This window comes from Ochrobactrum sp. XJ1 (genome assembly GCF_024701725.1).
GTDB classification, from domain to species: domain Bacteria; phylum Pseudomonadota; class Alphaproteobacteria; order Rhizobiales; family Rhizobiaceae; genus Brucella; species Brucella anthropi.
Genome location: NZ_VDGD01000025.1, coordinates 1 through 20,191 on the forward strand (window position 1 = coordinate 1; position 20,191 = coordinate 20,191).

The following is a 20,191-nucleotide window of genomic DNA, read 5'->3' on the forward strand; positions in this document are numbered from 1 at the left end:
ACATCCAATTTCCTCCATGGCTAACCACATGAATTCATTGGCATGTTGCAGTTTAAAATAGAATGTACCCTGTTATAGCGCTTTATCGCATAATCTATATTATGGAACTACGACACCGCCGAGAAGCACGTTGATTTCGCGATACTTGTGGAAATCAGCAAAACATGTCCCAAATTCACCAATGTGACCTAAATACAAAATAGGCATTTCCTCCTAGAAAAAATTTATCCTAGCGTATTCCTTGCGAAACAGCATTCTATCTGCTTATATCAAAGTATTAAATGAGATAATGAATTCGTTATTGCCATACAAATACAGTATCCTCGACGAGGCCCCGCGTTTTTTTGTTTTCAAAACCTTCTAGAGTACCGTTCTCGCCTTTTAGCTGAAAACGCTATGCGTCGAATGCAGGCATCTACCTCAGGGAACTCGCGTCCCAGGGAACGACGATGGCCATCGTGACCCACGATTTCGGTTTCGCGCGGCGGGTAGCAGACCGCGCCATTCTTCTCGATAAAGGCCGCGTCCTACGCGACGCTCCGGTTGACGAAGTCATCCAGCGGCACGACCTCCCGCAATTCACCCCCTCCGCCGGAGACCCTGTTTCACCCTGACACCTTCCGAGGGAAGTGGTCCATCATGCACATTGGAGAACGGATTATGCCAACCGAGTACAGCGACGTTGGGACGATATTTTCATGCCCGAAGGTCTCCGACCTCGATCAGCTCGACGCACATGTCGCGGTCATCGGCGCACCGATCGGGCGGCCTTACAGCGCCGAAGCTTTAGATTGCGACCAGGCGAACGCTCCCGATGCCATCAGGGCAGCGTCGGGACGGTTTCAGTCCATGGACGAGCGGTTCGATTTCGACGTCGGCGGCACGGTACTCGACGGGAGGGAAATCAAGGTCGTCGACTGCGGTAACGTCACCGTGGATCGCGAGGATCTGGCGGGTACATCGGTACGCATCGAAAACGCCATCCGTAAAATCCTGAACGCCGGGGCGGTGCCGATCGTTCTCGGCGGGGATCACTCGATACCGATACCGGTCCTCAAGGCCTATTCCGGGCATGACGGCCAGCTGACGATCATCCAGATCGACGCCCACATCGACTGGCGCGACGAGGTTCACGGCGTGACGGACGGCTATTCCAGTCCGATGCGTCGCGCTTCGGAGATGGCGCATGTCGGGGAGATGTTCCAGATCGGCATTCGCGGTCAAGGCAGCGCGGGTGCCAGCGAGGTTCGGGCCGCGACCGAATACGGTGCCCACATCGTATCGGCGTACGATCTGCACGAAGTCGGTATGCAGGGCGTACTCGACCGTATTCCCGATGGCGGGAACTACTATATCACGCTGGACGCCGATGGCATGGACCCTTCGGTAATGCCCGCTGTCGCCTTTCCCGCGCCCGGTGGCGTGCTTTACCATCAGCTTCGTGCCCTGTTGCAGGGCCTTGTCCGCAAGGGGCGTGTCGTGGGAATGGACATCGTGGAGATGACACCTTCCCGCGATGTCAACGACGTCACCGCGATCGCGGCAGGCCGCGTGATAAACATGATAGTGGGCGCTCTCGCCCGAAGCCCACGTTTCCTGAACGACGCCTCGCGGCCTTCGATCGATGACCATGACTGAGCCAACGAACCTCGAAACGACCTTGGGCCCGAACTCCGGCGATTCCGGGAAGGACAATGCGGCCATAGCGGAACTGGTCGGCGTGTCGAAGTGGTACGGCGAGTTCCAGGTCCTGCGCGAGATCGATCTCAAAGTTTCGCGCGGGGAGCGCATCGTCATCGCCGGACCGTCCGGGTCCGGAAAATCCACGATGATCCGATGCATAAACCGTCTCGAGGAGCATCAGCAGGGCAAGATCGTCGTGGACGGCGTCGAACTCACCGGAGATCTCAGGAAGATCGACGAAGTTCGACGGGAGGTCGGGATGGTGTTCCAGCACTTCAACCTGTTCCCGCATCTGACCATCCTCGAGAACTGCACTCTGGCACCGATGTCGGTACGAAAGCTGTCGAGAAAGCAGGCAGACGAGATCGCGATGCACTATCTGGAACGGGTCCGGATTCCCGAACAGGCAAACAAGTATCCTGGCCAGCTGTCGGGCGGTCAGCAGCAACGCGTAGCGATAGCCCGCGCGCTGTGCATGAAGCCCAAGATAATGCTGTTCGACGAACCGACTTCGGCACTCGACCCGGAAATGGTCAAGGAGGTTCTGGACACGATGGTGACCCTCGCCGAGGAAGGGATGACTATGCTTTGCGTGACCCATGAGATGGGTTTCGCGCGGCAGGTCGCTGACCGCGTTGTCTTCATGGACGGAGGCCGCATCATCGAACAGAATACCCCGGCTAGGTTCTTCGACAACCCGGAACAGGAGCGCACGAAGATCTTCCTCAACCAGATCATGCACTGAACCGCCGACGCGCGCGAAACAGGTCGTTTGCCGCTCCCGACAGACGGAACGGCAAACGACCACTCCCCTCCGGCAAGACCGGAGAGGAGTATCCCGGAAGAAGCACCGAGCGGTGTCGGCGGCGGACCCCGGCGATACCCTCCCAAGATTGATCGGCTGCCGCTGCATCGAGGGTGAACAGCAGCCGATCCGCTCCCTTCGGCGGCGGTGCGAAGGGAGTCATCCGCGTTAGCTTCGAAATGCGGTCGCTAACCGAATTGCTCGGCGACCGTCTCGCGGGCAGTGATGCCCAGGATTTCGTCGGTCACTTCGTGCACTCCCTTCATTCCGTCGACCCTGAAGAGCAGGCCTTGCTCGCGGTAGTATGCCGACAGAGGACGCGTCGCTACGCGGTAGGCCTCCAGACGCACCCGCATCGTATCGACGTCATCGTCCTTCCGGACCTCTGTGGAATTCGCGAGTGCGGCCCTGGCCCTGTTCAGGACTCGTTCCAGTACAACGGTTTCGTCTACGACCAGCTCGACAACGGCGTCTAGCCTCTCGTCGGCGAGCAAGCCGTCGAGCCACCGGGCTTGTGCCACGTTTCGGGGGAATCCGTCGAGTATGAAGCCCCGAGCCGCATCGCCTTGTTGGAGACGGCGGGCGACGACATCGGAAATGAGATCGTCGGAGACGAGACCGCCCGCCTCCATAGTCGAGCGGATCGAGAGCCCGAGTTCTGTACCGGAACGGACTTCCGAACGCAGTATCTCTCCGGTTGACAGGTGCGGAATCTTGTACCGACGGGACACTATTTCCGCCTGTGTGCCTTTGCCGGCACCCGGCGCGCCTAGAAACATCAGCCTCATGTTCGTTCCCTTTTTATCAAGCTGCCGCTTTGTTCTGACGGTTCGCGATAAGATCATCCACGACAGCCGGATCGGCTAGCGTGGAAGTATCCCCGAGAGCTCCGAAATCATCCTCCGCGATCTTCCGCAAAATCCGGCGCATGATCTTGCCCGAACGCGTTTTCGGCAGGCCCGGCGCGAACTGGATCTTGTCCGGTGCGGCGATGGGCCCGATTTCGCTGCGGACATGCTTGACGAGTTGCTGCCTAAGTTCATCGGATTCCTCTGCGGCGGCCATCAGTGTCACGTAGCAGTAGATGCCTTGCCCCTTGATGGCATGCGGGTAGCCGACGACCGCCGCTTCCGAAACGAGATCGTGCGACACGAGAGCGGATTCCACTTCCGCGGTCCCGAGGCGATGGCCCGACACGTTGAGCACGTCGTCGACGCGCCCCGTGATCCAGTAGTAGCCGTCCTCGTCACGACGGCAGCCATCTCCCGTGAAGTACTTGCCCTTGTAGGTGGAGAAGTATGTTTGAATGAAGCGGTCGTGGTCGCCGTAGACCGTGCGCATCTGGCCGGGCCAGCTGTCCGCGATGCACAGGTTTCCGTCAGCCGCCCCCTCGAGGACATTGCCGTCGTTGTCCACGAGTTCGGGCCTGACACCGAAGAACGGCGTCGTCGCCGATCCCGGCTTGAGATCGGTCGCGCCCGGCAGGGGCGTAATGAGGTGGCCGCCTGTTTCCGTCTGCCACCAGGTATCGATGATCGGACAACGCCCCTGCCCCACGACATCGTGGTACCATTGCCATGCCTCCGGGTTGATCGGTTCGCCGACGGTACCGAGCAGACGCAGACTGGACCGGTGCGACCGGGTGACGAACTCGTCGCCCGCACCCATCAACGACCGTATTGCGGTCGGGGCCGTGTAGAAGATGTTGACCTTGTGCTTGTCGATGACTTCCCAGAAACGACCCTGGTCGGGGAAGGTCGGCACGCCCTCGAACATCAAGGTCGTCGCGCCGTTCGCCAAGGGGCCGTATAGGATGTAGGAATGCCCGGTGACCCAGCCCACATCGGCCGTGCACCAGTAGACATCTCCCGGGTGATAGTCGAACACGTATTCGTGGGTCATTGCGGCGTATACGAGGTATCCGCCTGTCGTATGGACGACACCTTTGGGCTTTCCGGTGGAACCCGACGTATAGAGGATGAAAAGCGGGTCCTCGGCGTTCATGCTTTCCGGAGCGCACGTGGCGTCGACAGTCTCGACCTCCCGGTGGTGCCAGACATCCCGTCCGGGTGCCCAGCCGATTTTGCCGCCAGTACGTCGCACGACGAGGACTTTGTCGACAAGCACATGCTGGCGTGCGGCGATGTCGATTGCCTTGTCCGCGTTGTCTTTGAGAGGTACCGCCTTGCCGCCGCGAACGCCCTCGTCGCAGGTAACGACGAACGTCGACTCGCAGTCCACGATACGGCCGGCGAGGGCTTCGGGCGAGAACCCCCCGAATACGACCGAATGCACGGCTCCGATCCGGGCGCAGGCGAGCATCGCGTATGCTGCCTCGGGGACCATCGGCATATAGATGGTAACCCGGTCGCCTTTCTTCACGCCATACTTCTTCATGACATTCGCCATGCGGCAGACATGCTCGTGAAGTTCGCTGTAGGTGATCTTGCGGTCGACGTAGGGATTGTCGCCCTCGAAAATGATCGCGGTCCGATCCCCATGCTGGTCGAGATGGCGGTCGATGCAATTGTAGGAGACGTTCGTTTCGCCGTCTTCGAACCACTTGATCGAAACGTCCCCGGTAAACGACGTGTTCTTCACGACTGAGAACGGCTTGAACCAGTCGATCCGCTTGCCATGCTCGGCCCAGAATGCGTCCGGGTCGCTAACGCTTGCCGCGTACCACTGGTCGTATTTGGTCCTATCGATAAGCGCGCGGTCCTTGACCGGTTGCTGTACCGGATAAACCTTCTGTGACATCGGTACTCCTCCTCACTATGCTCTTGATGTGTTGGCCAGGCTCGCCCCTATCGGGTCAGCCTGTGAAAAATCGCCGGAAGGTGGGACGGCAGTTGCTCGACCCTCGTTACCGTCGTCGCTCCCTTGCGACCGAAAATCCGGTCGGCGTAGGACGGTGCGTCGGAGCCGAGCGCCACGCAGAACGTGTCGATGCCCTTCTGATTGACTGAATGGACCGCGGCCCGGGCGTCCTCCACGAGGTAACGCTCGTCGTCCACGTCGATATCCGAGGGCTCCCCGTCGGTGACTACGAGCAACAGACGTCGGTAGCTTCGTTGCCGTGAAAGGTCCTCGGCAGCATGCCTGATAGCCGTTCCGAGCCGGGTGGACATTCCGCTATCCAGCCCGGCGAGACGCATCTTTGTCCTGAGATCGTAGGGCTCCGCGAAATCCTTGATCCGGAAATACCGGACGTCTTCACGTGTGTCTGAACAGAATGCCGCCAAGGCGAATTTGTCGCCGAGCCCGGCTATCGTGCTCGATAACAGGGCGGTTGAAACGCGCTCCACGTCGAGGACTTTCCTCGTCCCTCCCTGAACGGCATCGGCGGTGGAGTTCGACACGTCGAGCAAAATCAGGACGGATAGGTCTCGACTTCTCCGTTCGTAACGGCTGTAGACCCTGAAATCGGGAGCTACGTTCATCCGACTGGAAATCGCAGCGTCGATGCAGGCGTCCACGTCGAGGACATCGCCGTCCGCCTGTCGTCGCAAGCGTTCGGTTCGGCCCGTCCGCGCGGCACGGATCATGTTCGCCAGCTTCGACGAGATATCGGCATGTGCCCTCTCGGCGAGAATGATCGCGTCGGCCGGCTTTTCCGGAACCCGGTGTTCTCGAACGGAACACCACTCGGTGCGATCCTTGCGCGCGAGATAATCGTATTCGGGATACCGGGCGACGAGAACTCCATCGGACGCATCGCGGCTCAGGCATACCTTTCCGACAGCCTCGTTATCGCCTCTGTCTTCGGCTTCGTCATCCGGTTTCCCGTCGTCACACTGCTGCTGCTCGACCCGAGCGCCTTCGACGATGTCCTGCATTTCGATTGCCGGTTCCGCTGCGTCGCCGAAATCCCAGATACCGATGTTGTCGTCGCGATATGCGGGCTGGACGACATATCCCTTGGCGTCGAACCGGATACGCATCTGACCGAGGTCGTTGCCGAGGAGACCGCCGATCGTCCTGCTGAGCGACTGGTCGGACAGATCGAGGTCGGCTGCCTGCTCGAACAGCGTTCGTCCCTTCTCGATCCAGCCATCGGGGTCGCGGTAGTCGCTGTCGATCAGGGCTCTCGCAAGCCTTGCCAGGAGCGACGTGGCCAAGGGCGGACCGCCGGGCTTGGCGACATGAAAAGGCAGCCACAGTTCTGCGAGACCCGGCAACTCGCGGATCGCCAGGCGTTCTACGCGAGCGTCCTCGATCACGGAAATGACTGCAAGCTGGAATGGCTTCAACGCTCCGACGGGGAAAAGCTGCTCCGTGAAGTGATGGTGAGCGCCGACGTGGGCGACGGCGGCGCGATAGATACGACGCGACTCTTCACCCTCGAATCCGGAAAACGAGGGCGGCATCCGGATGCCCCCGCCTCCGAACCCCACGCGGCGTCGCATCGGCTCGGGCATGTCGGGTGCGGCGACCTGCATGGGTGGCTCGATGCCCCACACGGCGCGCAGGTACGGTCTAAGCGTCCCCTGCAGGGCGGCGTATCGATCCGCCCCCTCCTCGACGTCGAAGAATCGCCTGGCCTCCGGGTCTTCCATCTTGAAGAATGCCGCCTGCCTTTCGGGGTGGCGACGTCCGATGGCGATACCCATCGACACGAACGCTTTGAACCCGGCGAGATCGACCCTGCCGAGGATTTTCGCGCTGTTCTCCAGCAGCGCGACGATCGCTGAGGGAGCGGCCTTCGCTGCATTCTCCACGATGAGCAGCCATTCGATGACTGCGTCCGGTCGGTGAAGTAGTTCCGCCACGGCGACGGCGCTGTCCGGCAGAATGGAAGTCGTCCGCTTGTCCGTCCGGATCGCGAACTCCGAGACGGCACGACCCAACCTCAGTACGGGCTCCAGCCCCACGATATCCGCGAGCTCGGGTCCCCGTCGACGGTAGGCGCTGGCGACGAGATCACCGTACCCGGCCTGGTCGATTCTTTCGTGAGCCGACTTCCACTCGGCATCCCATCGCCCGGCATTGAGGAGGTCGGCGTGCGAAGGCATCAGAAACAGACCGATACGGCGGCGGTCAACGCTTCGCGGACGTCGGGGTCGTCGGTGATAGGGAGAACGATCGCCATCCGACAGGCCTGGGCGATCGGAATGCCCTGCCTCGTCAACATGGCCGCATGGATCAACATTCGCGTCGATGCCCCCTCGTCGAGACCGTGACCGCGTAGATTGCGCGACCGCTGCGCGACGCGAACCAATGCGCTCGCTATTGCGGTCTCCACGCCCGCTTCCTTCGCTACGATCTCCGCTTCCGCCACGTCGTCCGGGTAGTCGAAGCCGATCGCCGAAAACCGCTGCTTTGTAGATTCCTTGAGGTCCTTCAGGACGCTTTGATATCCGGGATTGTAGGACACGACGATCCTGAAATCCGGATGAGCGCGCACCACCTCGTTCTTTTTCTCCAACGGGAGAATACGACGGTCGTCGGTCAGAGAATGGATGACGACGGTAGTGTCCTGCCTGGCTTCCACTATTTCGTCGAGATAGCATATCGCGCCAAGGCGGGCCGCCATGGTGAGTGGGCCGTCGTGCCACTTGGTGCCGTCGGCGTCGAGCAGAAATCGCCCTACGAGGTCGGCGGCCGTCATGTCTTCGTGACAGGAAACGGTCACCAGGGGCTGGCCGAGACGCCATGCCATGTGTTCCACGAAACGGGTCTTGCCACATCCGGTCGGCCCCTTGAGCATGACGGGAATGCGCATCCGGTAAGCGGCCTCGAACAGCGCGACTTCCTCACCGGAGGCGCGATAAAACGGCTCCTCGACGATCGCGAAATCCTGCAGGGCGTCGGGTATGACGGAAGCTTGATCGAGGTTGGTCCTGGGCTGCATGCTGAAATCCCTATATGATCTCTCCTGGCGGACAGGCCGCCCGCCAGGAGAGTGCTGATCACGGCATCAACGATGGGCGGTCGTGGAATTGGGAATACCCTCGATCGGGCATTCTTCCGTTCCGACAGTGCCGCGGGTCATTGCCTCGACCATTTCGCGCGTGCCCTCCGGATCGCTGATCCACTTCGCATAGAAGTTATACGGGCATGCAGCCGTACCCTTGTCGCCGTCACCAGAGTTGATGAGGCCCGTGTAGCCGCGGTGGAGAAGCTTGAAGAGGTGGTTCTGGGACTGCCCGTTCTTACGGGCGTCCCTGATCGCCGACACAGAGAGCTGGGCATACTGGATGCCGTTTTCCTCGGTGCCGCACTCGCCGAGCGTTCGGCCGTCGAAGCCGACGATGGCGGAATGACCGAAGTAGGAATAGACGCCGTCGAAACCCGCAGCATTCGCCACCGCGACGTAGACGTTATTCGCCCATGCCATGGATTTGGACATCTGGACCTGCTGGTCCTTTGCCGGATACATGTAGCCCTGGCAGCGGACGATCAGTTCCGCGCCGCGCATCGCGCAGTCGCGCCAGATCTCGGGATAATTTCCGTCATCGCAGATGATGAGGCTGATCTTGAGACCTTTCGGCCCCTCGGACACGTAGGTGCAATCGCCCGGGTACCATCCCTCGATCGGAACCCAGGGCATGATTTTCCGGTACTTCTGGACGATCTCGCCCTTGTTGTTCATCAGGATAAGCGTGTTGTAGGGAGCCTTCTTGGGATGCTCCTCGTGACGTTCGCCCGTCAGCGAGAAGACGCCCCACACATTCGCCTTGCGGCATGCCTCGGAGAAAATCGCGGTTTCTTCGCCGGGAATCTGGGAGGCGGTTTCGTACATTTCCTTGGAATCGTACATGATGCCGTGGGTGGAATATTCCGGGAATATCACGAGGTCCATGCCCGGAAGGCCGACCTTCATTCCCTCGATCATGTTCGCGATGTTGCGCGCGTTCTCGAGGACTTCGGCTTTGGTGTGAAGCCTTGGCATCTTGTAGTTCACGACGGCAACGCCGACCGTGTCTTTGCTGCTGGTGATATCGCCGTGGTACATAGTCGTTCTCCTCACGTTGTAGTTTCTGGGTTTGGCGGATGGTCGTTTTCCGACGCCTGCATTCGTCGTGAGCGCAGGCCTCGGACATGATGGACGCGAAGCGGTGGGAGGCCCGCCCCGCGAAACAGTCGTCTGCCGGAGCGGCGACTGACCGGTCGCTCCGCCTCGAGTTCCTTCTCCCTCGCAGGAACAAAAAAGGCCCCGGAACGAGCTGCTTGAGGGCAGTTCGTTCCGGGGCCTTTTTGCCACCTATGTAGTTCGGCTCTGTTGCCGACAGGCTGCCCGGCGAAAACCGAACACAAAAAAACCCACGTTCCGCAAAGCGAAAAGCGTGGGGTCACATCACCCGTATTTCGATGGCATCTTTGCCATACCGATTTCACGAAGACTAGGTGAGAGGTTGGCTCGAGTCAACAACGAGTTGGCAGTAGCGATGTGGAAATGCGCTTGGGAGGTACTCGCCATTCGCCAACAAAAGCTGTTGACGTCATAGTACGTGTTGGCTAGCTTTTCTTCGCTGGCAACAACGCCATCCAAATCCACGGTAACGACGCCCCACGTTCGCTTCGCGACACGTGGGTTTTTTTGTTTCCGAACACGGACGCTCAAACGCGGCACGTGTCCGGAAACATGGTCACGAATACCGACAAAGGGGAACTCGATGAACATCCTAATCCGCACCCTCAGCCCTGTCCTTTTCGCAGCCGCGCTGACGTCCACAGTGCAGGCTGCCGAGACATCGTATCCACTCAAGATACGGAATTGCGGTCGCGACATCACGATCGAGAATGCCCCTACCCGGACGGTTTCGATCGGTCAGAGCAGCACCGAAATCCTCTACAGACTGGGTCTCGCTAACAAAGTCGTCGGTACGGCCCTCTGGGTGGGTCCGGTCCTCAAGGGTTACGAAGAGATCGATTCCAAAATCGAACGACTTGCCGACAACGATCCGAGTTTCGAAAGCGTCCTCTCTAAAAAGCCGGATCTGATCACCGTCCAGTTCCAATGGCAGGTAGGGCCGGAGGGCGTCGTCGCGAAACCCGAGCAGTTCGAGGAGCTCGGAATTCCGGTTTACACCTCGCCTTCGGATTGCGTCGGCAAGGAAAATTCCGCTGCGAGCGACGGGGTGAGACATCAAGTGTTCACCATGGAGCTTGTCTACCGGGAAATCCGCGACCTGGCGGCGATCTACAACATCCAGGACAAGGGCGAAGAGGTCATCGCGGATCTGGAGAAAAGAGAGGAAACGGCACGGGCGAAAGTCGCGGGACTGGACGGAAAGGTGTCGGCGGTATTCTGGTTCTCTAGCGCTGCGCAATCAGACCCCTACGTTGCGGGCAAGAACGGTGCGCCCGGCTACATTATGTCCGCGCTCGGCATCAAAAACGTCATCGAGACAGATGACGAGTGGCCGACCGTCGGTTGGGAAACGATCGCGAAGAAGAACCCCACCGTCATCGTCGCCGGGTCGATGGAGCGTCGCCGCTACCCGATGGACAGCCTCGAATCCAAGATGGCGTTTCTCGAGAGCGACCCCGTAACGCGGTTGATGGAATCCGTCGAGCGGGGCCACGTCTTTTCGATGGACGCCCAAGCCATGAACCCGACGATACGCACGATCGAGGGCATCGAGACGCTAGCCACCGCCATCGAGAAGGCCGGGCTCGCGAAATGACCCGGCCCGGCTCACCTTTCTTCAAGACAGGGATGGTCCTTGCCGCTGTTGCCGTCCTCCTGGTGAGCGTCTGCATGGGGGCCGCGATCGGCGAAACCGCGATCCCCGTGACGATCGTCGGGCAGACGATCGCCAACAAGGTGTGGGGTTCCGGATATCCCGTCGTCCCATTGGATGAAGGTATCGTATGGAGTTATCGGCTGAGCCGGGCTGTCGTTGCCGCGTGTTGCGGTTCGGCACTGGCGATCTCCGGAGTGGTGCTGCAATCCCTGCTGCGCAACCCTCTCGCCGATCCCTATATTCTCGGCATTTCGGCGGGAGCCTCTACGGGAGCGGTCAGTGTCGCCATCCTCGGGCTGGGCACCAGTATGCTGAGCCTCCCCCTCGGTGCATTCCTCGGAGCGCTCGTGGGGTTCCTGCTGATTAGCCTCCTCGCCGTGAAAACCGGTACCGGACCCACCGCCATCATCCTGGCAGGTGTCGCCGGATCGCAACTCTTCAATGCGCTGACATCCTTTATCGTGACGAAGGCAGCTACCGCCGAGCAGGCGCGTGGCATCATGTTCTGGCTTCTCGGAAACCTGTCCGGCGTAAGGTGGCCAGACGCGTACCTTGCTGTTCCGGCAACCCTCCTTGGCCTCGTCATCTGTCTATGGCACTCGCGTGCGCTCGACGCGTTCGCGTTCGGTTCGAACTCGGCGGCGTCACTCGGCATTTCCGTGCTTCGGACCCAGATCGTCGTTATCGGCGCATCTGCCGTTATGACCGCGACGATGGTGTCGATCGTCGGCTCGATTGGGTTCGTCGGCCTGGTGATCCCCCATGCGGCAAGAATGCTGGTAGGTGTGAGACACGGTGTACTTCTGCCCGCATCGGCACTCATCGGCGCGGTTTTCATGATCCTCGCGGATATATGCTCGCGCACCCTCATTCCCGGACAGGTTCTCCCCGTCGGTGTGGTGACCGCGCTGGTGGGCGCACCGGTGTTCGCCGTCATTCTAGCCAAAAAGAGAGAACGGGCATGAAGCTATCGGCAAATGACCTCTCTTGGTCTATAGGCGGAACAGCCCTCCTCCAGTCGATTTCCTTCGACGTTGCGGACGGCGAATTCTTCGGCATAGTCGGCCCTAACGGCTCTGGGAAGACGACGTTGATGTCCCTTCTTTCCGGAATACGCAAGCCTCAGGTCGGCAGTGTAACACTGGATGGTCAACCGCTGTCGAAAATCGGCAGGCGCGACGTTTCCCGAAGCATCGCCCTGGTGGAGCAGCAAGCGGAGACCGGAGAACGCCTCACCGCGCGTCAGGCGGTAGAGCTTGGCCGCACTCCTCACCTCGGCGCATATACACCCTGGACACAGGTAGACGCTGAGACCGTGAACCGGGCGCTTCGAAACGTGGACATGGATCATCTCGCGGGACGATACTGGCACACCCTCTCGGGCGGCGAGCGCCAGAGGCTTCATATCGCCCGGGCCCTTGCACAGGAACCCAAGGTGCTTTTGCTTGACGAACCGACCAACCATCTCGACATCGGCCACCAGATCGACCTTCTCGATCTGGTCGGGAAACTCGACCTTACTGTAGTCACTGCCTTGCATGATCTCAACCATGCGGCCCTGTTCTGCGACCGGATCGCGCTTATGCAAAACGGGTCATTGGTTGCGCTCGGCAAGCCGTCCGATGTGCTTACGGTGCGTTGCATCCGCGAAGTCTTCGGCGTCGAGGCCGAGGTAGAAACCATCGGACACGGCAGCTGTAACATTCGTTTCCTGCCGCGCGGTCGGGTTGATCTGGCTCGCGAGGGCAGGCTCAGGGCCGCTAGTTGAGGAAGGGAAACCTGTGAACCCGCGGAACTACGATCTCAAAGAAGACATCCGGGAGTACTGGTCCCTCAGAGCGGAGACCTTTGACCTGGCCTTCGGGCATCGCATCGCCCCCGGACCCGAACAGGATGCCTGGACGGCGTCTATCCGGAGCATTCTGGGAGACGGGGATAAGAAGGTCCTCGAGCTTGCCTGCGGGACCGGCGAAATAACGAAGGTCATTCTCTCGTTAGGGCATGACGTAACGGCAATCGACTTTTCCGAGAAGATGCTCGCGGTCGCCCGGAAAAAACACAGCGGGTCCTCTAAAGTGCGTTTCGTTCTCGGGGATGCGGAAAACACGATGGAGGCCGACGATACCTATGACGCGATCGTTTGCCGTCACCTTGTCTGGACGCTGACGGACCCGCGTAAGGCTATTGCAGAATGGCTACGGGTGCTCAAGCCGGGTGGCAAGCTAATCGTCTTCGACGGCAATTGGGCGACCAAGCCGTTCATCGGACGGTGCGCCGAAATCGGCGTACGGTGCCTCGAGCGATTCATCGGTCATGATCCCCTATACGAAAACGTCATGACGGAGAAACATGCCGGCATCATGGCCCGGCTTCCTTTCAGCGAAGGTCTGACATTCGAGATGATCGCCCAGCTTCTCGACGAGACCGGATATACGGCGATCTCCCGGGTCGAGCATGGGCCGATAACATCGGCACAGCGTCAACGCGCAACGCTGCGGAACAGGCTACGGACATTATTCTACGCGCGATTTGCAGTCGTCGCAGAGCGTCCCCTTGTACCTTATTCCCTCATACGCCACGGGTACCATGGGGACAGCTCGGATCTTGGCGACACCAAATGGGCAAGCCTGAAGCACGGTGGCCTTTAACGGCTCTAACTATGGTCTCCTTGTCCGGTTGATAAGGGCATTCGGTCTTCGATCACTTCTATCGGGTCAGACGGGCTTCTTTTTGGAGAGCCCGCCGTCCCGTTCGAGCGCCCTCACCCCACGTCAGGTGCACTCCAACTCATGGCTAGCCGATCATCCGTTCGAGCGACCGTACGCCGTGAGATCTTTTTTCCCGATGCCCGGCAAGATAATGTTGCCGTAGGAGGTCAGTTCATCGAAGAACTCGTTCTTGTAGGCCTGGTAGTCCGAGCTGCCCTGTTTGAGGTAGTTCGAAACCAGGATGTCTTTGAGTTCGGCTTCCATCACGTCGATGCGCATATCCCGCGCGGCGTAAATATGGACTTCGACACTGTCGGTCTTGAAACCTTCCTTCAAACCCGAGTACTGCGGCACGAACGAAATCCACTGTTGCAAAACGGCATCCCAGATCGATCGCGCCTGTCCCGGAAGTACTTGGACGCCAGGATGGCTGAACTTCGCGATGCCGAACATGTTGAGCTTGCCGCCGCACCGCTTGATCATGCGGATGAGGTGCGAAGCGTTGTCGGACACAGCCCACCGCATGAACGAATCCGCAACAAACCGATTGGTGACCATCTGCTTGAACGACTGGCGTACCTCTTTCACGCCTGTCGTGGTGTAGGCGGTGAGGCGCTGCCAGCTGTGCTCGGTCGGAACGACATAGAACCCGCCCGAAAACGGGTTGTTTTCCACCGCGCCGCAGGTTGCGTCGATCTCGTCCAGCGCTTTCGTCTGATCGACGCTGTCGCTGTATTCTCCGTCACCGCTGTGGCTGAGCTGACCGACGCCAGCGACCCGGACGTTATCACCGAGGCCGATTTTCTCCAGTTCGCGAGCGATATTCACCACCATCACGCTTCCGGTTTTTCCGGCAAGGCTGCAGGCGACGAACACGGTCGAAGGATGCTTGGCTTCTTTCACCTTGTTCGCGAACTGTTGAAGGGCAGCTGCAAGCTGCTTTCCGACAGCCCCCGCTTCCGGCGTCGAAAGTACGACGTTCCCGTGGAGGTAACGGTCGGCAGGTATGCCGCGCGACGCCATTCGCGGCTTGAACGACCTCGCATAATCGTTAGCGACCTGCATGTGATCGTCACCGATATCGACTATCAGGGAGGCGAACGTCGTTCCTTCGTTGACGAGGTTGTCCTCGATCTCGCCGGTCCGAAGCAAGGCTTCGACGTAAACCGCTCCTGTCCGACCTATGCCGATGACGTGTACACAGTGTGGTTCCGGTGCGTCGTTGGTTTTGCTCTCTGTCATTTGTTCCTCCGGTTTCTCGTTGGTATAGGGGTTCACAAGTTTCCGCTCACAGGGCGAGGAGCCGTGTCAGCGTCCTGTTCGTATTGTTGGCGAACGTCGAGGCGCGTTCGGCGATCAGGAAGTTCCGCTGTCCGAAGATGCGACGCGCGTAGTGATCGGCGCGGCGGTCGAGTGTGACGCAGAACGTTCTGACCCGCTGCGACAGGCCGCTGACGACCGCCTCGCGGGCGTCTTCGACCAGATAGTCGTCTTCTGCCACGTCGATATCGGAAGGCTCGCCATCGGTTAGGAGAAGGACGACCTTGTGGTCGGCGGCCTCGGCTTCCAGAAGCGCCGTCGCATGTCTGATCGCCGCGCCCATCCGGGTGCTGTGGCGGCTTGCAGATGCGGCCAGCCTAGAACGAGCCTCCTCCCCGAACGGCTCGTCGAAATCCTTGATCCTCCGGTAGTTAACCTCGTGTCGTCCGTTCGAGGAAAAACCGTGAATGGCTATGCGGTCGTGTTGGGCCTCCATCGCCTCGGCGATGACGAGTGCAGCCTGTTTTTCGATGTCGATGACCTTGGTAAAGCTGCCGGGCACGAAGCGCTCCGTGGATATCGAAAAATCCATCAACAGAACGACTGAAGTGGACCGGCGACGACGACCATGGCGACAGAAGATGCGACCGTCCGGGGATAGTCGAGCTCGTTGTTGAACCACGTTCTCAACGACGACATTGAGGTCGATTTCGTCGCCCTCGGTCAAGCGCGTCAGCCTTACCGCCCTGTCCGGAACCCGTGCGGACGCGGAGAGAGTGATTTTCGGTTGTGTAAGCCGTTGAAGCGAAGGCCGGGTCTTCCTACGCGGCAACTCCTCCTCCACGACTGTGGCCCACCCCTCCCGTAATTCCGAAAGTCGATGGTCCCATTCCGGGTACCGGTACCTATGGCGGACGTCGATCCCCTCGACATCCCGTTCCGCCTTCTCGCCATCCTGGAGCGCATCAACGATCTCGATCTCCGAATGACGCTCGCGGTCCTCCGGAAGCGCGGTATCCGGTCCCCAGAGGATCGCGTTGTCGTCGCGGTATATCGGTTCCGGTTGACGGTCGGCTGAAGGCTCAAGGCGCATCTTGCCGAGGTCTATTGCAAGCGTACGCGCCAGGCGGTCGAAAGCATTGACATCGTCGAGTCCTTTCGAGGCCGCCTCCTCGAAAAGCTCGCGTCCCTTGCCGACCCATGGGTTCGCATCGATGTAGGTGTCGTCGTGCAACGCCCGCGCCAGGCGAGCCGACAGGCCTGCGAAATCGAAACCGGACACCTCGGGGGTCGCTGTGTGATAGCCACCCCACAGCGCCTTCAATCCGGGATATTCCTGGACCATCAGGCGTTCGACGCGGGCGTCTTCGACGAGCGCGGTCATAGCCACCAGACTGGGTCGACGATTGCCAGCTGGACGTCTCAACGGAGAATGGCGCAGGTGAGCGGCGACGTGCGCGATGTTTGCGCGGCGCAGAAGGGCGCGGTCAGTCGTGTCGCCGTAGAAGCGACGTGGATAGCGAATGACGCCGTCATCGATCGTTACCGCACGGGTTTGGCGTCCGTCGGTATCCGGCTCGTGGAGATCGATAGAGAATTCAGAGAACCCGAACCCCGCGAGATAATGAAGCAGGGCACCGCGTTCCCGCAATAATTCCTCGGTATCGTGCAAGGACTGCTCATCGGAGTACGCCTGCGGGCTGCCCCATTCGAAATGATGGAGCATGCATTTGGTATCGTTCCGATGCTTCTGCAGCCCATGGACCGCCCACCGCCGCAAGCCGTGGTAATCCCCGACCAAAGCAGGATCGGAGCCGATTCGGTGCGCAAATGCGCGAGCCGCCTCCGGCTTCTCGCTAGCGATCTGCAACAACAGCCCAGCCAGGTCTGCCAGATCGATCTCGTATTTGAGATAATCGGATATCAGCGGCATCGCGCGGATCAGCGCGTCATATGCACAGTCATCGATGTCGCGAAGCATCCCGAGCTTTCTCGCCGACACCGGACCCTGAATTGCTTCGAAGTGGGCATTCATGGGCGTGGACCGAACTGTGCCTCCACGAAACCGCTCATCGCGGCCTGAAGATCCGGATCGTCCGTAAGCGGTGCGGTCATCGCCAGCGCGCAGGCGTCGTGTGGACCGATACCTTCACTGATCAGAGAGCCGGAATGGACGAGCATCCGGGTACTGATACCCTCGTCCAGCCCCCTGCCACGTAGCGCTCGCGACTGGGTCGCCACGGCGACCAGTCTCGTGGCTATCTCCGGAGTGACGCCACTCTCGTGTGCTACCACTTCGACTTCGACCGCCTGTGGCAGGAAATCGAAGTCGATCGCTCCGAAGCGCTGCCGGGTCGATTGCTTCATATCTTTTGCCGCGCTCTGGTATCCCGGATTGTAGGAAACAACCAAGCGGAAGTCCGGGTGGGCTTTCACGACCTCTCCTCGCTTGTCGAGAGGGAGGATACGCCGATCGTCGGTCAGCGGATGAATGACAACGGTCGTGTCCTGGCGAGCTTCGACGACCTCGTCCAGATAACACAGGCCGCCATAACGCACGGCCGTGGTCAGAGGGCCGTCATGCCATTGCGTGCCTTCGGCATCGAGGAGCCAGCGTCCGACGAGATCGGAAGCCGTCATGTCCTCGTTGCAGGCCATCGTGACAAGAGGCAGCTTGAGACGCCAGGCCATATGCTCGACGAACCGGGTCTTGCCACAACCCGTCGGGCCCTTGAGGATCATAGGGAGCTTGCGCTTCATGGCGGCGCTGAAAAGAGCGACCTCGTTACCGCTGCTGCGGTAGTACGGCTCGTCTTCGATGATCAATGACTGGAGTTTTTCGTGCATTTGCCCTCGCCCTTCTGGTTCGGAGCCGCGCGTGGGCGCGGCTCCGGGTTTCAGTGTCGCTGCTGTCGGATCAGGCGTGAGCCTTCGCGAGCTTCTTGGCTTCGCCGCCCGGCGTCTTGACGACGGTCTTGGTCATCATGGCGATGGCTTCCTCGCGGATGACCTTGCGGTTCGGCGGGGGCAGCTTGTCGCCGCGGAGCTGGTCGTAGGGAACGACGACCCAGCATGCGCAGCCCCAGATGCATTCCCCGGCCATGCCCTCGAAGCGGATCGCGGGCTCCGAGAGCATCGGTCCGATATCCACGAGCCAGGCATGCTCGTGCAGCTTGGTTTCCCAGTCGAGCTTGTCGTACGCCTTCTGGCTTTCCCAGAATGCATGCAGATCGGTCTTCGCGACGCCGGGCATGATGACGTTGGCGTACGAGGTCAGGACATCGAAGAACTCGTGGTTATAAGTCTGGTAGGTCGAGTCGCCTTCGAGAAGGTAGTTCTTGGACACCAGTTCCTTGATACCCTTTTCGATGTTGTCGAAGCCCATGTCGCGGGATGCGTGGATGTGGACCTCGGCATAGTCCGTCTTGAACCCGTCCCGCAGACCGCTGTACTGCGGAATGAAGTCGATCCACTGGGCGATCGTCGCCTGCCACTTCGAGGCCGCCTCGCCCGGGAGCACCTGAACGCCGGGATGGGTCAGCTTCGCGACATCGAACAGGGTCCAGTTGCGCGACTTCGAGGACAGGGTTTCGTGGGGAGCACCCGTGAAACCCGCCGGGCGAAGGGCGCGGAACAGGACGCGGCCGTAGTCCATGACGGCGAACCGCATGAAGCTGTCCGCGACGAAGCGGTTGGTGACCATTTGGCGGAAGCTTTGGCGGACTTCCTTCTCGCCTGTCGTCGTGTAGGCGGTCAGACGATGCCAGCTGTGTTCCGGATTGACGACGAAGAAGCCGCCCGTGAAGGGGTTGCGGTAAGGCTCGCCCCATACGGCGGTAACGCCGGCGTTCTTGTCGTCGTCGAGCATGCAGTCGATTTCGTTGAGCGCTGTGTACTGGCCCGCCCCGTTGTGGACTTCTTCGCCGTCACCGACGTGAGAGAGCTGTCCGACGCCGATGACCGGAATGCGGCGACCGAACTTGAGGTTCGACAGATGGCGCGCCAGATCGACCACGATGCCGCTGCCGGTGCCGCCCGCGATGCTGAACGGAACGAGGACCATCGAAGGTAGCTGCGCCTGCTCGACCGTGTCCACGAAGCTGCGCAGGGCGACGTCCATCGGACGCTCGCCAGCGTAGTAGGCGTTGGCGTAGATGCCCTTCGCGACCAGGCGCGGGAAGTGGTTTCCGGCTTCGGGCAGAACGTACTTGTGCGAGACGTAGGATTCGAAGTTCGGGTTCCAGTAATAGCGAGGATATTCCAGCTTGAGGAACTCGCGGGTCCGGTTAAGACCTTCGAAAAACTCCTGCTTGTCCGGGACGGGCAGCGCGATCGCCTGGAAATTGAACTTGTCGGCCGAAACGCCGCGGGACTGCAGGCGCTGCTTGAACGAGTTGGCGTAGTCGATCGCGACGTTCATGTCCTGCTCGCCGATATCGACGATCATCACGGCGCAGGTGGCGCGGGAGTCGGAAGCCAGAAGGTCTTCGACTTCGCCCGTCCGGAGCAGCGCTTCGATGTAGGCGGCCCCGGTGCGGCCGATCCCGATCGCGTGGATGCAATGGGGCGACTGGGTCCCCGTCGCGCTGTGGTACATTGATGACGATGCCATGTTATGTATCTCCTCTGGATGTGATTGGTTATGCCGACGCGGTTATCGGAGCCAGGTGGCGTGCCTCTTTCGTCCGCGAGAGTTGGGTTGCGTTTGGCCACCATCAACAACGGATACTGAACGTCTCCGTCTGATCGAGAATTCCGAGGTCTCGGAGAATATGGGCGACCGAACTCGCACGCTCGTGCGCCACGTAGATCATGTAGTCTTCGACGAAGAGGCCGGGATCGCGGGAGATGACGCCCTCCTCGATCAACGCCACCCCCGCTTCCAGGTTCTTGCGTTGCAATGTCGCGCTCCAGATCGGGCTCTCGATGTAGATCGCCACGTCGTCGACACGGGTGATGTTCACGAATTTGCCGCCCCGGATTGTCGGGACCTGGTAGCCGTTTCCGTACTTTGCCTTCACCGTTTCCCAATCGAGTGCCAT

17 protein-coding genes are annotated in these 20,191 nt (G+C 60.1%); 7 read left to right on the top strand and 10 right to left on the bottom strand.

Features of this window, described 5'->3' with window-relative positions; genetic code table 11:
* The first annotated feature begins 449 nt into the window (after positions 1-449).
* Genes FG152_RS25310 through FG152_RS25320 form a run of 3 tightly spaced genes read left to right on the top strand, consistent with a single transcriptional unit; the run spans position 450 to position 2,428 of the window.
* Positions 450-614, top strand: coding sequence for a hypothetical protein (locus tag FG152_RS25310; protein ID WP_259030772.1), 165 nt, complete (start codon positions 450-452; stop codon positions 612-614).
* A 46-nt stretch (positions 615-660) separates the two neighbouring features.
* On the top strand, positions 661-1,638 hold the full coding sequence (locus FG152_RS25315) for an agmatinase (RefSeq protein ID WP_259030773.1): 978 nt from the start codon (positions 661-663) through the stop codon (positions 1,636-1,638).
* On the top strand, positions 1,631-2,428 hold the full coding sequence (locus tag FG152_RS25320) for an amino acid ABC transporter ATP-binding protein (RefSeq protein WP_368649890.1): 798 nt from the start codon (positions 1,631-1,633) through the stop codon (positions 2,426-2,428). The genes FG152_RS25315 and FG152_RS25320 overlap by 8 nt, the downstream gene beginning before the upstream one ends.
* Positions 2,429-2,676: 248 nt before the next feature.
* Here FG152_RS25320 and FG152_RS25325 read toward each other — a convergent pair whose 3' ends face one another.
* From FG152_RS25325 to FG152_RS25345, 5 genes are all read right to left on the bottom strand, one after another.
* Positions 2,677-3,276, bottom strand: a complete 600-nt coding sequence (locus FG152_RS25325) for an adenylate kinase (RefSeq protein ID WP_148657863.1) — start codon at positions 3,274-3,276, stop codon at positions 2,677-2,679.
* Positions 3,277-3,292: 16 nt separating this feature from the next.
* Positions 3,293-5,248 carry an acetate--CoA ligase gene (gene acs / locus FG152_RS25330; RefSeq protein WP_259030774.1) on the bottom strand — a complete coding sequence of 652 codons (1,956 nt, stop codon included), beginning with the start codon at positions 5,246-5,248 and terminating at the stop codon, positions 3,293-3,295.
* Positions 5,249-5,295: 47 nt separating this feature from the next.
* Positions 5,296-7,503 (bottom strand): nitric oxide reductase activation protein NorD, encoded by a 2,208-nt coding sequence (locus FG152_RS25335; RefSeq protein WP_259030775.1) that lies wholly within the window; start codon positions 7,501-7,503, stop codon positions 5,296-5,298.
* Positions 7,503-8,342, bottom strand: a complete 840-nt coding sequence (locus FG152_RS25340) for a CbbQ/NirQ/NorQ/GpvN family protein (protein WP_148657861.1) — start codon at positions 8,340-8,342, stop codon at positions 7,503-7,505. Before FG152_RS25340 ends, FG152_RS25335 begins: the two co-directional genes overlap by 1 nt.
* A 66-nt stretch (positions 8,343-8,408) precedes the next feature.
* The gene (locus FG152_RS25345; protein WP_148657860.1) at positions 8,409-9,446 is read right to left on the bottom strand and encodes an aliphatic amidase; all 1,038 of its coding nucleotides are present in this window, start codon (positions 9,444-9,446) and stop codon (positions 8,409-8,411) included.
* A gap of 661 nt (positions 9,447-10,107) precedes the next feature.
* On the opposite strand from FG152_RS25345, the gene FG152_RS25350 reads away from it, so the two are divergent.
* From FG152_RS25350 to FG152_RS25365, 4 genes are read left to right on the top strand one after another with little or no spacing between them, the layout of a single operon-like run.
* Positions 10,108-11,121 carry an ABC transporter substrate-binding protein gene (locus tag FG152_RS25350; protein ID WP_259030776.1) on the top strand — a complete coding sequence of 338 codons (1,014 nt, stop codon included), beginning with the start codon at positions 10,108-10,110 and terminating at the stop codon, positions 11,119-11,121.
* Positions 11,118-12,146: a FecCD family ABC transporter permease gene (locus FG152_RS25355; protein WP_259030777.1), complete on the top strand. Its 1,029-nt coding sequence runs from the start codon at positions 11,118-11,120 to the stop codon at positions 12,144-12,146. Before FG152_RS25350 ends, FG152_RS25355 begins: the two co-directional genes overlap by 4 nt.
* A complete protein-coding gene (locus FG152_RS25360; RefSeq protein WP_148657858.1) occupies positions 12,143-12,949 on the top strand; it encodes an ABC transporter ATP-binding protein in 807 nt (268 codons plus the stop codon). Before FG152_RS25355 ends, FG152_RS25360 begins: the two co-directional genes overlap by 4 nt.
* A gap of 13 nt (positions 12,950-12,962) precedes the next feature.
* Positions 12,963-13,829, top strand: coding sequence for a class I SAM-dependent methyltransferase (locus FG152_RS25365; RefSeq protein WP_148657865.1), 867 nt, complete (start codon positions 12,963-12,965; stop codon positions 13,827-13,829).
* 153 nt (positions 13,830-13,982) lie between these two features.
* Here FG152_RS25365 and FG152_RS25370 read toward each other — a convergent pair whose 3' ends face one another.
* From FG152_RS25370 to FG152_RS25390, 5 genes are all read right to left on the bottom strand, one after another.
* Positions 13,983-15,131 carry a hypothetical protein gene (locus FG152_RS25370; protein ID WP_148657857.1) on the bottom strand — a complete coding sequence of 383 codons (1,149 nt, stop codon included), beginning with the start codon at positions 15,129-15,131 and terminating at the stop codon, positions 13,983-13,985.
* A 46-nt stretch (positions 15,132-15,177) separates the two neighbouring features.
* Positions 15,178-17,130 carry a nitric oxide reductase activation protein NorD gene (locus FG152_RS25375; protein ID WP_498989135.1) on the bottom strand — a complete coding sequence of 651 codons (1,953 nt, stop codon included), beginning with the start codon at positions 17,128-17,130 and terminating at the stop codon, positions 15,178-15,180.
* 50 nt (positions 17,131-17,180) lie between these two features.
* Positions 17,181-17,996, bottom strand: coding sequence for a CbbQ/NirQ/NorQ/GpvN family protein (locus tag FG152_RS25380; RefSeq protein ID WP_277921071.1), 816 nt, complete (start codon positions 17,994-17,996; stop codon positions 17,181-17,183).
* Positions 17,997-18,066: 70 nt separating this feature from the next.
* Positions 18,067-19,761 (bottom strand): hypothetical protein, encoded by a 1,695-nt coding sequence (locus FG152_RS25385; protein ID WP_052821336.1) that lies wholly within the window; start codon positions 19,759-19,761, stop codon positions 18,067-18,069.
* A gap of 103 nt (positions 19,762-19,864) precedes the next feature.
* Positions 19,865-20,191, bottom strand: coding sequence for a hypothetical protein (locus FG152_RS25390; protein ID WP_148657854.1), 327 nt, complete (start codon positions 20,189-20,191; stop codon positions 19,865-19,867).